We start from the raw sequence: 14,060 nt of genomic DNA, 5'->3' as shown, positions 1-14,060 counted from the left end.
CTTTTATCGCTACGGCCCATTCCCTGCAGTGGCAGGAAATCACTCCGGTCTTCTGCGACATAGACTCGACGACCCACAATATTGACCCGGGCAGCATAGAAAAAATGATTAGCCCCCGAACTACCGGCATTATCGGTGTTCACCTCTGGGGAAGGCCCTGTGATGTGGAAGCGCTCACAAGAATCTCCAGCCAACATAATCTCGCGCTGATTTTTGATGCGGCGCATGCCTTTGGCTGTTCTCACCGAGGCCGGATGATCGGAAGTTTTGGAGACGCGGAAGTCTTCAGCTTTCATGCCACCAAATTTTTTAATACCTTTGAGGGCGGCGCCATCGTCACCAACAATGACGAGCTCGCCCAGAAAATCAGACTCATGAAAAACTTCGGGTTTGCCGGCTACGATACTGTCGTCTATATCGGCACGAACGGCAAGATGACGGAGGTATGCGCCGCCATGGGCCTGACCGGCCTTGATAGTCTGGGCGAATTCATAGAGGCTAACCGGTCCAACTACCGACAGTACGCGAGAGAACTTTCCGGCTTACCGGGTATGAAACTCATAACCTATGACGAAGGAGAGAGAAACAACTGCCAGTACATTGTCTGCGAAATCGACGAGGATTTGACGGGCGTCAGTCGGGATCAGCTCGTGAAGATCCTGCACGCGGAAAATGTCATGGCTCGCCGTTACTTTTATCCCGGTTGCCATATGATGGAGCCCTATCGCTCGTACTTTCCCCAAGCCGCGCTTTTGCTTCCCAATACGGAGCGCCTCGTGAAACGGGTAATTTCCCTCCCTACCGGTATGGCCGTGGGACCCGAAGAAATAGGCCGAGTTTGTGAAATCATTCGATTTGTGATTGAGCATCATAAGGAGATTACGAGGGGATTAGGAGACAATCAAATTCTTAAGACAATCCCTGATATCGGGCAATCAACATGAAGGTAAGCGTTTTAATGATAACATACAACCACGAGGCGTACATTGCCGGGGCACTGAACAGCGTCCTCATGCAGAGAGTGAATTTCGACTATGAGATCGTCATCGGCGAGGATTGCTCTACCGACAACACGCGGAACATCGCGATTGATTACCAGAAGAAACATCCCGACAAGATCAGATTATTCTTGCCTGAAAAAAACATCGGTATGATCGGGAATTTCATCGCGACGTATAAAGCATGCGAGGGAGAGTACGTTGCCTTACTGGAAGGAGACGATTACTGGACTTCTCCGGACAAACTGCAGAGGCAGGTCGATTTCCTGGATGCGCATCCGGAGTGCTCGGAATGCTTCCACAACGTAAATGAGGTCTACGATACGAGGCCGGAGTTGAACCATCCATTTCACCGAAGAAGATTGAAGAAACGAATATTCACCTTGTCCGACATAATTTCCCACAATTTCATTCCGACGTGCTCGACTATTTTTCGGAATAGATTATTCGGCGAGTTCCCTGAATGGTTTTCATCAATGCCCATGGGAGATTGGCCGCTGCATGTCCTCAATGCGGAACATGGAACGATCTGCTATATGGATGAAATACTGGCTGCGCACAGGGTTCACGAAGCGGGAGTCTGGTCAGGACTCGAAAATACGGCGATACTCGTTAACTCAATCGATGCCGCAAACCATATGAACGACCATTATCGGTCTAGATTTCAGAAAGAAATAAATAAGAGCGTTTCGTTTTGGCACTGGAAAGTCGCTCAAATTCTCTATGAGAGGGGAGACATCGACGGCGCCTACCATCACGGGCTCAAATGCCTCGTTACTTCACCGTTCAGCAGGGTAAAGACGAAAGTGCGACTGCCTAAAATAATTCTGAAGAAAGCGATTCGCAGTCTTCAGAGGTCGGCGAAGCAATGAAGTCATATCCTTCAGGCTCGCCTCAGACCCGCTTCAAGGGTACGGGTCTTTGCCATGGTCTTTAGTTCTCCTGTTTTTCTTTTTCTCTTTCTGCCGATCGTCTTGACGCTCGTTCTGATCGTGCCAAAACTGAAGGCGCGCAATGCCTTGCTGCTCCTGTCCAGCCTCATCTTCTACGCCTGGGGAGAACCAATCTTCATCTTTCTCGCATTGGTTTCGACGCTGATAAATTACTTTTTGGGGCTCTGGGTGGAAAGGAGCGACGATCCGGCACGGAGGAAGACCGCGGTCACATTGGCCATCGCGCTGAACATCGGTCTCCTGGCGTTTTTTAAGTACGCGGACTTTGCCGTTGCCAACGTGAACTCCCTGCTTTCCAAATTTCATTACCGCCCGATGCCGCTGCCCCATGTGCTTCTGCCTATAGGCGTTTCATTTTTTACGTTTCACGCGCTCTCCTACGTCATTGATATTTACCGCCGCAAGTGGAAAGCAGCAAATAATCCGGCGGACGTTGCGCTCTACATTTTTTTCTTTCCCCAGATGATAGCGGGGCCGATCCTCCGTTGGAGTGCCATCGCCCCGCAGCTCGCAAGGCGCGTGATGACGGGCACAGACTTCGCGGAAGGCGTTCGCCGGTTTGTCGGCGGGCTGACGAAGAAGATGGTCGTGGCGAATGTGGTCGCTGTTCCGGCGCGGGATATCTTTGCCCTCCCGTCGAATGAATTGACAACGCCGGTGGCCTGGTTTGGCATCCTCTGCTACACGCTGCAGATCTATTTCGATTTCTCGGGTTACTCGGACATGGCAGTAGGGCTCGGCAAGATGTTCGGCTTTGAGTTCCTGGAGAATTTCAACTTCCCCTACATATCGCAGTCGATTCGGGATTTTTGGCGTCGCTGGCACATTTCGTTATCCACCTGGTTCCGGGACTACCTTTACATTCCGCTGGGCGGCAATCGGCGGTCCGAATTGCGCACCTATTTCAACCTCATCATCGTCTTCTTTCTCTGCGGTCTGTGGCACGGGGCAAGTTGGCCGTTTGTGATCTGGGGGCTCTATCACGGCCTGTTTCTCGTCCTGGAACGGACACGCTTCGGCAGTCTGGTCGACAAGATGCCGAGGCCGATGAGGCACCTCTACGCCCTGTTCGTGGTGACCCTGGGATGGGTGTTGTTCCGCTCCGAGACTCTTTCACAGGCGATGGGTTTCTTCAACGCCATGTTCGGCTTCTGCAGCGCATCCGGTGCGACGCAACCGCTGGCCCGCTATGTAACGCGTCAGGTGGCATGGTCGATCGGTCTCGGCATCCTGTTTTCGGCCCCCCTTTGGCCATGGATAAGAGACCGGTACGGCAGACTTGTGGAGGCAGCGCCTGAATCTCTGCAAGTCCCCGTGTTCGCAACCGGTCTTTTTTTGGAAACACTGCTGTTTGTGGCGCTCCTGGTGATTTCATCCGCGTGGCTGGCCGGGGGCACTTACAATCCGTTTATCTACTACCGGTTTTGAACATGCCCGACAGTGACACGGCATCATTGCAGTTCCTGCAAGCCCGGCTTTCGGAAGGGGTAGCCATGAAGCATTCTCGCTCCTTCGAGAGGGTGAACAACGGCATGTCGCTCCTGCTCTCGATCGTCTTTTTGATTCTGCTCTGGCTGCCGACACTCGATTCTTTTTTCAATCTGGACCGGGTTCCGTGGGTAAACGAAAAACGCCCGCCTGCCAAGTTTCCTCAGGTCATCCTGAGTGTGAACGGTGTCCGCGCCCTGCCTGCGGGCCTGGAAGCTTACTTTAGTGATCACTTTGGTTTCCGCAGAAGGCTTATCCGCTGTGAGCAAAAATGGAAGCACGAGCTCTTCAGAGAGGCGACACATCCTGACGTGATGATTGGCCGTAACGGTTGGCTTTTTTACACCGGCGAGCAGATGATCGAGCATTTCCGCGGCGCAAAACTCTTCACCCCGGAAGACTTAAAAAACTGGCAGGCATTGCTCGAGAAGCGGCGCGACTGGCTGGCCAATCGGGGTATAAAATACCTGTTTGTGATTCCGCCTGACAAGCATTCGGTTTACCCGGAATACCTGCCGGACTGGCTTACGAAGGTGGGGCCACAGACCAAGCTGGATCAATTCATCGCTCACATGAAGACACATTCGTCTGTAGAAGTGCTGGACCTCCGCCCAGCCTTGCTGGAGGCAAAGAAGACAGGACGCACGTATCTCTATACGGATACGCACTGGAACGCCTACGGTGCGTTTTTTGCCTACCGGGCTTTCATGCGGGCATTGGCGCGGCAATTACCGGAACTCGGTGAGCCGTTGCCATACGAGGCTTTCGATACCGCGTCCTCTGAGGAAAAAGGTGGGGACCTCGCGGTTCTGCTCGGGCAGACCATGGCCGAAAAGGATGTCGTCAATTTGAATCCGCGTCCGCCATTGCGATTGCAGGAAACCAAGGAGGACATCAGTATTTTTGCCAAGCAGTGGCCCAAATACACGCAGCCGGTATACACTGAAAATCCGTCGCGAAGGTATTCACTTCTTTCATTTCGTGATTCGTTTTCCAACAGCTGGACGGCATTCGTCGGCTTCAATTTCAAGAGGTCTGTGTATATTTGGCAGTACAACTGGGACGGCAAGGTCATCGAACGAGAAAAGCCGAACGTGGTTGTGGACGAAATGCTGGAGCGCATGTTTAACCTTCAGGATCCCAAAAAGTTGATGAAGGACGATCAATTGTCCTGACTCTTTTCCGCATGTCTCGTTGACTTTCTAGTTGTCAACGAAGAGAAGTGCCTTAGGAATGCGAAGCGGTGCCGCAGGGGTCGTCTGGAGCGGGGAAGGTTTACAAGAAACAGATCCTTTGCCATAATAGAAGCCTCGAATGTGAGGCATGAAGAATCTCCTCAAAAAAATTGAAGGGGTGGGTCGGAAATGCATATAGGAATAATCGGAACCGGGTATGTCGGACTTGTGACCGGTGCATGTTTTGCCGAATTCGGCGTCTTCGTCACGTGCGTTGACAAGGACGAGAAAAAGATAAAATCCCTCGGGAGAGGTAAGGTGCCCTTCTACGAGCCGGGACTGGAAGACCTCGTCAGGAGAAACCTGAAGCAGGGGAGGCTCACCTTTTCGACCAAGATAAAGGAGGCGGTGGATTCTGCACTCGTGGTCTTCATCGCAGTCGGAACGCCTCCGAGGGGAGACGGTTCTGCCGACATGAAGTACATCGACGAGGTTGCCGCCGAGATAGCCCGGCATATGGACGAGTACAAGGTGATTGTCACAAAGAGCACGGTCCCCGTGGGAACAGGGGAAAGGATTCGGCAGATCATCGAAAAGAATCTGAAGACACGAAATAATTTCGACATCGTCTCAAACCCCGAGTTCCTCAGGGAAGGGGCGGCCATAGAGGACTTCATGAGGCCGAACCGGGTCGTGATCGGCGCGTCCAGTCAGGAGGCGATAGCCATCCTGAAAGACCTCTACAAACCGCTCTACCTCATCGAGACTCCCTTCATCATAACGAATATCGAGACGGCGGAATTGATAAAATATGCCTCAAATTCTTTTCTCGCTACGAAGGTATCCTTCATCAACGAGATTGCGAATCTCTGTGAGAGGGTCGGTGCCGATGTGAAGATGGTCGCCAAGGGCATGGGTCTTGACCAGCGGATAGGGTCGAAGTTTCTCCATGCGGGTCCCGGTTTTGGAGGGTCCTGTTTTCCGAAGGATACAAGGGCGCTCCTCAAGATAGCGCAGGATCACGGGACGGACCTGAAGATTATCAACGCGGCGGTTCTCGCGAACGAGAACCAGAAAAAGATCGCCTATGACAAGATGAAAAATGCGATGGGCGGGTTGAGAGGGAAAGCCATCGCTCTGCTCGGTCTGTCCTTTAAGCCGAATACCGATGACCTGAGGGAGGCACCTTCGCTCTCTCTCGTCGAGGCCCTCCTCAAAGACCGTGCAAAGGTGAGGGCCTATGATCCGGTTGCTATGGAGAACGCGAAGTCGATATTCCCTGGGATTACCTATTGCAAAGGTCCCTATGATGCTGCAAAGGACGCAGATGCGATGGTCATCGTGACGGAATGGAACCAGTTCAGGAATCTCGACCTCGAAAAGATAAAGGGTCTGCTCAGAAAGCCGTTCTTTTTTGATCTCAGAAACATCTATGAACCGGAGAAGATGCGGAGATTGGGCTTCAAGTATTTCTCCATCGGAAGGCCGGTGTAGAACCTTTACCTGAGGATGAGCAGTATTCTATAATTACCTCGGTCGGGCGATTAGCTCAGTGGGAGAGCGCTGCCTTCACACGGCAGAGGTCGCTGGTTCGAAACCAGCATCGCCTACCATTCTACGCCCTGTTACAATCTCAATTGTAGCACGTGTCACAGAAATCGACGCTTGACCTGAGGTGGAGCGTGTGCTGACGAGAAACCGTTCCCTGGCGGAATCGGCCGGGAAAGTAAGGAGGCTGCCATGGCAGAGAAGAAGTTTGTCTTCATCATCACACATTCCTATGATGACCCCGACAAGGTAGCGGGGGCACTGCAGCTCGCCACGAACATGAAGGCCCTCGACATCCCGCTCGATTTTTTCCTCATGGACAAGGGCGTCCTGCTTGCGAAGAAGGGGTTCGCCGAGAGTCTCACGTGGCAGAAGAAAGATGAATTTTCGCCGGTCGCAGATCTCATGAAGACGCTCATTGAGGATTTCGGCGTGAAATTCTATATCTGTGCATCCTGCGTCAACCACTATGATCTCGACAAGGTGGAACGTATTCCTAATTCTGAAGCCAAACCCGGAGCATTTCTTGCCGAGATGTTGCTCGAGAGGGAGGGCCTGACTTTTTGAGCGGTGGATCCGCCCCCCGACAAACCGTGAATCTCCCGAAATAGTAAGATCCCATGGTTTAGCTCACCAGCGAGGCCATTGGCGGAAATACAAAAAAAAGGATCGGGAAAGAGAAAGTGGGTGCTGTGGCAGCTGAGCTGCCACAGCAAGTTTGAGGTGGCTGCTACGAGGAGGTTTTGCCCTATTGCTTGTCACTATTATCAGCCCAAAACAAAAAAATTACTGTGATGCGAATCACAAGAAAGAATATCGAAGAATGGCAGGATTTAGGGCTGATATTCCCCGATCCAACAATGGTCAGGCCAGACGATTGCTGATTACCGGTTCGAGGGTCGATATGATGTGACCTTTTTCGAAGATCGTCACTCGTCCCGTGCTCTCGGATACGACGACGGAAATCGCCCCTGTCATGCGACTTATCCCCGCTGCCGCCCTGTGGCGGGAACCGAGCCCTCTGAGCTGTCTTGTCATAACACTCCGTGCGTCGAGGTGTCTGCCCGCAGCTTCCAGAACCCCGGCCTCCGAGACCACGAAGGCCCCGTCCAGTTTCGCGAGTTCTTTTATGCTCTCGACGACTTCCGGTCTCGTGATGACCCGTTCGCGTTTCGAGTATCCCTTGAAGGGGTTGAAGACCGCCTGATGGGATGACCTGAGGACATTTTCCGTATCTCCGATGACAAAGGTCGTGCCGACTGAATGGCCTTCCCTGCCGAGGGCACCGATGTCGAGGGCTATATCAACGACTGCCATGACCGTGGTGAATGCCGCGTTTGCGATGAGGGACCTGGGATCAAAGGGGAAATCCTCGCTCCACGAAAGGGCGAGGTTATGGAGGGTAATGGTGTCGAGGTGGCTTCTGCCCCAGGGGCCGAGTACGCAGACCACCTTGCTGTCGGTCTTGATGATTTTCTTGAGGACACCGTGAAGGAATGCATACTTTATCCGGGAAAACCTGCTCTGGTTTCCCGACCATGTCCGGATGACCTCGGTACCGGTATCCCGGAGCACCGTCTCCTGGACGCGCAGCGACTTCGGAATAACGAGGGCGATGCCTTTTTCTTTAGAGAATTTCGACTTGAGAAACCACCGGCAGTCACGGACCGTATCCAGGAAGATGAAGAGCCTGTCACTCCCGGTCTCTTCTGCCACGGAAAGGGCACTCCTCATTATGATCGTCTTCTGGTCCATCATGGGGGCGTCACGGTTCTTCGATATCCCTACCTCCGGTACCGGCTTGTCCAATGAACTCGCTGCGATACCGGGAAAACCATTCTATGACGGAAAAGTCTTTTTGTCAATTGCCGGCCTAATCGCTTATAATTTATGTCATGGAGATCATAAGGCAGATAAGACTGTGGGATATAATCGATATCGTCCTGGTCGCGATAATCCTTTACCGTTTCCTCCTGATCATAAAAGGGACAAAGGCTGTCCAGATGCTCATCGGTCTCGGCGTTCTCCTCCTCGCCTCGCTCCTTTCCGGATATTTCGAGCTCTATACGGTAAACTGGATGATACAGAGCCTCTGGGTCCAGATCGTGATAGTCCTCGTCGTGCTCTTTCAGCCGGAAATCAGGAGGGCACTGGCACAGATGGGTGAAGCCAGGTTCTTTCAATTCACCTCGGCGGAGGAACTGAAGTCCCTCGATGAGATTGTGAAAGCCGCGGTGGCCCTCGCGAACAGGAAGATCGGCGCTCTCATGGTGATCGAGAGGGATACGAGTCTGAAGGATTTCGTGGAGATGGGAACGCTCCTCGATGCAAAAGTCTCGAGGGAGATCCTCATGACGATATTCCATCCGACGTCTCCGATTCATGACGGTGCCGTCGTCATCCGGGGCAACAGGATAGTTGCGGCAGGATGTTTTCTCCCGATCTCTCTGAACACAGAGGTGAGCAAGGCGTTGGGCACCAGACATCGCGCCGGCATCGGGCTTACCGAAGAGACGGATGCCATCGCTCTTATCGTGTCCGAGGAGACAGGGAATATAGCCGTAGCTATATCGGGCAAGCTCGATTCGCCTGTCGATATGGGGACCTTGCGGGATATCCTGACGGAACTCTTTACGACGAGCAAGAAGAAGAGTTCGCAGAAGACGCTGGGGAGGCAAAAGACGAGATGATACGAAGACTCCTCTTCGGAAATCTTTCCCTGAAGCTGTCGGCTCTCCTGCTTGCGATATTCCTATGGTTTTTCGTCTCATCACGGGGGCAGACAGAGATAGCGCTTGAGGTTCCGATACAATACATTAATCTCCCGGCGGGCATCGAGATCTCAAAATCTGTAGCGAAATCTGCGAGCATCGTCATCAGGGGGCACGAGAGTCTCCTGAAGAATGTGAGGCAGGGAGATGTGACCGTCTCCGTCGATGTCGCCAAGGCGAAGGAGGGTGAAGGGGTGTTTGCGATAAGAAACGATGACGTCAGGCTCCCTCCTACCGTTACCGTTGTAAAGATAGAGCCCTCCTCGGCGAAGGTCGTTTTTGAGAGGACCGTTACGAAAAGAGTCGCCGTGCGCCCCGTTATCACCGGTGAGCCCGAGAGGGGATCCTACGTGAAGTCGGTGGAAGTGAAACCCGCCGATGTCGTCATAGAAGGTGCGCAGTCAGAGGTTGGCAAGGTCGGCTATCTGAGGACCGAGCCGGTCGATATTACCGGCTTGAATGAGGACTTCAGGCAGGAAACCGAGATCGCCCTTTCAGGCAGGAATATACGGACGAAGACTGATAAGGTCGATGTGAACGTCAGGATAGCGAGGAGGGGAAAGTGAGGCTCTTTGGAACGGATGGAGTGAGGGGGAAGACGAACAGGCCGCCCATGACGCCCGAGAACGTCCTGAGGATAGGGATGGCCGCTGCAAGGGTTCTGAGAAAGAAACACGGCAGGAACATGGTCCTCATCGGAAAGGATACAAGACTATCAGGGTATATGATCGAGAGTGCGCTGACGTCGGGTATCTGTTCCATGGGGATGAATGTTACCGTCACCGGCCCCCTTCCGACTCCCGGAATTGCCTTCCTCACTCGCGCGCTGCGGGCGGATGCGGGTGTCGTCATCTCGGCTTCTCATAATCCCTTCGAGGACAACGGTATAAAGTTTTTTTCGTCGGACGGTTGTAAGCTTCCCGACGAGCTGGAGCAGAGGATAGAAGAGCTCGTTGTTGATGACGGCCTCGGCTCGCGAAGACCTTCGGGCGCTGATATCGGGAAGGCGTTCAGGCTCGACGACGCAACGGGAAGGTATATCGAGTATATCAAGTCGACGATAGCCCGCGGGAGCACCCTTGAAGGGCTGAAGGTGGTTGTGGACTGCGCAAACGGGGCCGCATACAAGGTGACTCCATGGGTTTTGCGGGAGCTGGGGGCTGATGTTATTGCGATACATGACAGGCCTGACGGCATCAACATCAATGAAGGCTGCGGAACGCTCCATATGGAGTCTCTCTTCAAGGCCGTAAGGGCCCATAAGGCCGATGCGGGGATAGCGCATGACGGGGATGCGGACAGGACACTCATGTGCGACGAGAAAGGCTGCCTTGTGGACGGTGACAAACTTTTGGGCCTCTGGGCCGTGCAGCTCAAAAAAAAGGCATTACTGAAGGGTGATGCCGTCGTCTCGACGGTCATGTCCAACCTCGGGCTCGAAAACTACCTCGCCGAAGAGGGCATCAGGATGTTCAGGACAAAGGTAGGGGACCGGTTTGTTGCAGAAAAGATGTCCCGGGAAGGGTATGTCCTGGGCGGAGAGCCGTCAGGGCACATTATCTGTCTCTACGGGAACACAACAGGTGATGGCCCCATAACCGCACTTCACGTCCTCTCGATGATGAAGAAGGAGGCAACCCCCCTTTCCCGGCTGGTGGCCGGCATTACGCTCTATCCGCAGGTGCTCATCAATGTGCCCGTCGAGAAGAAGACTGACATGAAATCAGTTCCTGAGGTCCTGGAGGCGGTGAGGGATGCCGAAGGCAGCCTCGACGGAAGGGGAAGGGTCATCGTGAGACCGTCCGGCACGGAGCCCAAAGTGCGGGTGATGGTCGAGGCGGATGAGGAACGGCTCGCAGAAAAATGGGCAAAGGAGATCGCCGGGGTGATAAAGAAGAAGATGTCGGCCTGATGTATCTCTTCCTTTCATTTCTCTCCGGGGTCGCACTCTTCCCCCTTTTCCGTTTCTTCCCCATCTCAACGATTATCATAGCGGTAGCAGCGGCGGCATTTCTCTTCCTCACAAAAAGACCCCTCCTTCTACCGGTTATCGTTATTGGTTTCCTGTACGCGATGTTCCGATATAGCCCTCCGACTGACCTCTCCCCCTTCAGCGGCAGAATGGTCATCATGGCTTGCACGGCCGAAGAGCTATCCCATCCACTATCCTGAGGAAGGTCTAGCGGAAAGGTGAGCATTCTTTCGGCCGCCGACGCAGACACCGGTATAGAGATAAAGGCCCTTGAAGGCAAGGAGATGAACATCATTTCCGACGAGGGCCTCTCGAGGGGGGCGCGATATACGCTATCGGCAAAACTCGGCAAAGATGCGTCACGGCTTAACCCGGGCGCTTTCGGAGGGGAGAGACTCTATGCGTATCTCGCCGGCATCGAGAAGGCCGAGATGCCTGACCGCTCCACGCTCTACGAAAGACTGGAGGAGAAGAGAGACCGGCTGAACCTCTACTTGAGAGAGGCATTCGATCCTGATTCGGGCGCCCTCGTTGCGTCCCTCACCACCGGCGAAAGATCCTGGATGAGCGAAGATGTGAGGAACGCCTTCAATACGACGGGCCTCGCTCACCTCCTGAGCATCTCGGGCACACACTTCGGACTCTTTTCGATGCTCCTCTTCGGAATGTTCAGGCTCTTGATTAACCTCATGCCGTACCGGCTCCTCCAGAGGTTCACCCTCTACCTCACGCCGTCACAGGCATCTGCCCTCCTCTCGCTGCCCTTTATGCTGCTGTACCTCCTCATCTCCGGTTACAGCATTCCCGCAGTGAGGTCATTCATCATGATTACGATCTTCCTCGCCGGTCTTCTCATCGGCAGGAAGGGGTTCTGGCTGAACTCCCTTCTCTTTGCGGCCTTCCTCATAGTCCTCTGGGACCCGGTCTCCATTCTGGACATATCCTTTCAACTCTCCTTCCTCGCTGTTCTGTTCATCGGCCTTTCCGTGGGAGAGCGGGAGGAGACCCGCCGGCAAAGCGGATTGTGGAGACGCGTCTCGGCTGTCCTGAAGAATACGATGATGGTCTCCCTCTCAGCTTCTCTGGGAACAGCCCTGCTCGTGATATTTTACTTCCATTATTTTTCGATACTCTCACCGGTTTCGAACCTCTTTGTGACGCCTTTCATCGGTTTCGTTCTCGTGCCCCTTTCACTCCTCTCGACATTCATCTTCATCCTCTCGGGCCATTATCCCTTTCAGTCACTCATTCAGTCGATTTCAGGCCTATCCCTGAAAACGGTGAAGTTCTTCGCCTCGATACCTTTTGCGGACATAAAGATTCCGGCCATTCCGGTTGCGGCGGTCTTAGCCTTTTACGCCGGATGCATCGTCTTCTTCTTCGGCAGGAAACGATACGGGATAGCCCTCGCCTGCATCGGGGCCGGTATAGCAATCGCACCAGTCTTTTCAGGACAAAAGGGCGCTTCGGTAACCTATCTCGATGTCGGACAGGGGGATTCTGCGGTAATAGAGACCCCATCGGGAAAGACCCTTATTCTCGACACCGGAGGAACCGGGAAAGAACCTGATGGATTTCTCAGATATCTCGGCAAGAGGACAGTCGATGCGCTCATCATTACCCACGCGGATGATGATCACTCCGGCGGCACCTTTCGTCTCATGAAGAACTTCAGGGTCAGGGAGGTCTGGGACAACGGGCTACTCACCTTCCCCGCCGGTTCTCTCAGGGACGTGACACACCGTTCGTTTGAACGCGGTGATGAGATAACCTTCGACAGCCTGCGGCTCCAGATCCTTCATCCCTACAAGGGTTTCTATACTGTTCACGGCACCGATGCGGTCTCCGAAAACAATGACTCCCTCGTGCTGAAGCTGACCGGAAAGAAGTCCTTCCTTTTCACTGCCGACACCGCGGCTGAGGCGGAGGAAGACATGGTGCATTTCGGGCGACTGCTCGTAAGCGACGTTCTCAAGGTTTCCCATCACGGAAGCGGCACTTCGACCACGGAAGATTTTTTGCGAGCGGTATCACCTGAAATAGCGGTGATCAGCGTCGGGAGATATAACAAATACGGCCATCCACATCCGGGTACGCTCGAAAGGCTCAGTGGGCGAAAGATTTACCGGACCGACAGGGATGGGGCGATAAAGGTATCTGAAACGTTGTCCGGAGCTTCCGGAGCGGACGGTGGGCTCGCGATAAAGACCTACAGAGACTTCGAGTTCGAAGAGGCGAAAGACCCCGCAGGGGAGTGGAGGAATATGAAGAGGCTTTTCATGAGGTGGTGAGGAATAAAACGAGCAGGTTTTCAAGCATTTTCCGCCTAAATTCTTGTAAAATACAGAGACACGTGGTAGCCAGATTTCACGGATATATTTCCCATAAACCTTCTGTAACATGGAAAAGTGAGAAATAAGACCGCAACATGAATAATACGAGTGATAAACCCCTGGTTTCGATAATCGTCAGGACCAAAGACAGGCCGAAGCTCCTAAGGCGAGCATTGGAGAGTATCGCGTCTCAGACCTATCGCCCCATAGAAGTCGTCCTTGTGAACGACGGCGGCTGTGACCTCGATCTGGACGAAATCAAGACCATCCTCGGAGATGTGTCCCTCAATTATCAGAGGCTTGAAAAAAACATGGGTCGTGCCCATGCCGGAAATGTCGGGATCGAGAACACGAAGGGGGAATACGTCGGATTCTTAGATGACGATGACGAGCTCTATCCCGAGCACGTGGAGACGCTTGTGAGTTATCTGGAACAAAGTGATTTCAAAGTCGCATATACTGACTCTTTAATGGTATACAAGGAATATGACCCGCTGTCGCAAGAAATGAGAATAAAAAGAAAAGAGCTTATATACTCTCATGATTTTAGGTACAACACATTTATTTTTGAGAATTGTATTCCCTTGATATGTTTGTTGTTTGATAGGGCTCTCCTTGTAGCGATAGGCGGTTTCGATGGAAGCTTTGAACTCTATGAGGACCACGACCTGCTGATCAGATTGGGAGAAAAAAACCCTTTTCACCACATAAGGACAGTAACCGCTGAATATAACCAGTGGTCAGACGAGTCTCAGATATCTCAAATGAATAAGAACAGCGACTTCTTAAAGACTGCATATCTCAGCTTATATGGGAGACATG

The 14,060-nt window shown here is 53.0% G+C and carries 13 protein-coding genes and 1 tRNA gene; 13 read left to right on the top strand and 1 reads right to left on the bottom strand.

What is annotated here, in order from left to right:
* The 7 genes from VEI96_01450 to VEI96_01420 form a co-directional block, all read left to right on the top strand.
* On the top strand, positions 1–944 hold a 944-nt coding region (locus VEI96_01450), incomplete at its 5' end, for a DegT/DnrJ/EryC1/StrS family aminotransferase (GenBank protein HXX56647.1).
* A complete protein-coding gene (locus tag VEI96_01445; GenBank protein HXX56646.1) occupies positions 941–1,870 on the top strand; it encodes a glycosyltransferase in 930 nt (309 codons plus the stop codon). The genes VEI96_01450 and VEI96_01445, both read left to right, overlap by 4 nt.
* A gap of 54 nt (positions 1,871–1,924) precedes the next feature.
* Positions 1,925–3,379, top strand: coding sequence for an MBOAT family O-acyltransferase (locus VEI96_01440; GenBank protein HXX56645.1), 1,455 nt, complete (start codon positions 1,925–1,927; stop codon positions 3,377–3,379).
* Between the two features lie 65 nt (positions 3,380–3,444).
* The gene (locus tag VEI96_01435; GenBank protein HXX56644.1) at positions 3,445–4,614 is read left to right on the top strand and encodes a hypothetical protein; all 1,170 of its coding nucleotides are present in this window, start codon (positions 3,445–3,447) and stop codon (positions 4,612–4,614) included.
* A gap of 189 nt (positions 4,615–4,803) precedes the next feature.
* Positions 4,804–6,108 (top strand): UDP-glucose/GDP-mannose dehydrogenase family protein, encoded by a 1,305-nt coding sequence (locus VEI96_01430; protein HXX56643.1) that lies wholly within the window; start codon positions 4,804–4,806, stop codon positions 6,106–6,108.
* A 44-nt stretch (positions 6,109–6,152) separates the two neighbouring features.
* Positions 6,153–6,227: transfer RNA gene (locus VEI96_01425), tRNA-Val, on the top strand.
* A 127-nt stretch (positions 6,228–6,354) separates the two neighbouring features.
* On the top strand, positions 6,355–6,729 hold the full coding sequence (locus VEI96_01420; GenBank protein ID HXX56642.1) for a DsrE family protein: 375 nt from the start codon (positions 6,355–6,357) through the stop codon (positions 6,727–6,729).
* Positions 6,730–7,026: 297 nt separating this feature from the next.
* Here VEI96_01420 and VEI96_01415 read toward each other — a convergent pair whose 3' ends face one another.
* Entirely contained in the window at positions 7,027–7,971 is a 945-nt protein-coding gene (locus VEI96_01415) for a DNA integrity scanning protein DisA nucleotide-binding domain protein (GenBank protein ID HXX56641.1), read from the bottom strand.
* Between the two features lie 86 nt (positions 7,972–8,057).
* Between VEI96_01415 and cdaA the strand changes: the two genes are divergently transcribed.
* The 6 genes from cdaA to VEI96_01385 form a co-directional block, all read left to right on the top strand.
* The gene (gene cdaA / locus VEI96_01410; GenBank protein HXX56640.1) at positions 8,058–8,852 is read left to right on the top strand and encodes a diadenylate cyclase CdaA; all 795 of its coding nucleotides are present in this window, start codon (positions 8,058–8,060) and stop codon (positions 8,850–8,852) included.
* Positions 8,849–9,499: a CdaR family protein gene (locus VEI96_01405; protein ID HXX56639.1), complete on the top strand. Its 651-nt coding sequence runs from the start codon at positions 8,849–8,851 to the stop codon at positions 9,497–9,499. The genes cdaA and VEI96_01405 overlap by 4 nt, the downstream gene beginning before the upstream one ends.
* Positions 9,496–10,845, top strand: coding sequence for a phosphoglucosamine mutase (gene glmM / locus VEI96_01400; GenBank protein HXX56638.1), 1,350 nt, complete (start codon positions 9,496–9,498; stop codon positions 10,843–10,845). The genes VEI96_01405 and glmM overlap by 4 nt, the downstream gene beginning before the upstream one ends.
* Positions 10,845–11,105, top strand: coding sequence for a hypothetical protein (locus VEI96_01395; GenBank protein HXX56637.1), 261 nt, complete (start codon positions 10,845–10,847; stop codon positions 11,103–11,105). Before glmM ends, VEI96_01395 begins: the two co-directional genes overlap by 1 nt.
* A gap of 18 nt (positions 11,106–11,123) precedes the next feature.
* On the top strand, positions 11,124–13,196 hold the full coding sequence (locus tag VEI96_01390; protein ID HXX56636.1) for a DNA internalization-related competence protein ComEC/Rec2: 2,073 nt from the start codon (positions 11,124–11,126) through the stop codon (positions 13,194–13,196).
* 137 nt (positions 13,197–13,333) lie between these two features.
* The coding region (locus VEI96_01385) for a glycosyltransferase family A protein (protein ID HXX56635.1) at positions 13,334–14,060 on the top strand (727 nt) is incomplete at its 3' end.

It is taken from the genome of Thermodesulfovibrionales bacterium (assembly GCA_035622735.1).
In the GTDB taxonomy this organism is placed as follows: domain Bacteria; phylum Nitrospirota; class Thermodesulfovibrionia; order Thermodesulfovibrionales; family UBA9159; genus DASPUT01.
This window is presented reverse-complemented; position numbering and strand designations above follow the sequence as displayed.

Coding starts and splice junctions, on each gene's coding strand:
- VEI96_01395 (HXX56637.1), top strand. CDS start 10,845: ATGTATCTCTTCCTTTCATTTCTCTCCGGGGTCGCACTCTTCCCCCTT.
- VEI96_01435 (HXX56644.1), top strand. CDS start 3,445: ATGAAGCATTCTCGCTCCTTCGAGAGGGTGAACAACGGCATGTCGCTC.
- cdaA (HXX56640.1), top strand. CDS start 8,058: ATGGAGATCATAAGGCAGATAAGACTGTGGGATATAATCGATATCGTC.
- VEI96_01440 (HXX56645.1), top strand. CDS start 1,925: ATGGTCTTTAGTTCTCCTGTTTTTCTTTTTCTCTTTCTGCCGATCGTC.
- VEI96_01405 (HXX56639.1), top strand. CDS start 8,849: ATGATACGAAGACTCCTCTTCGGAAATCTTTCCCTGAAGCTGTCGGCT.
- VEI96_01445 (HXX56646.1), top strand. CDS start 941: ATGAAGGTAAGCGTTTTAATGATAACATACAACCACGAGGCGTACATT.
- VEI96_01430 (HXX56643.1), top strand. CDS start 4,804: ATGCATATAGGAATAATCGGAACCGGGTATGTCGGACTTGTGACCGGT.
- VEI96_01420 (HXX56642.1), top strand. CDS start 6,355: ATGGCAGAGAAGAAGTTTGTCTTCATCATCACACATTCCTATGATGAC.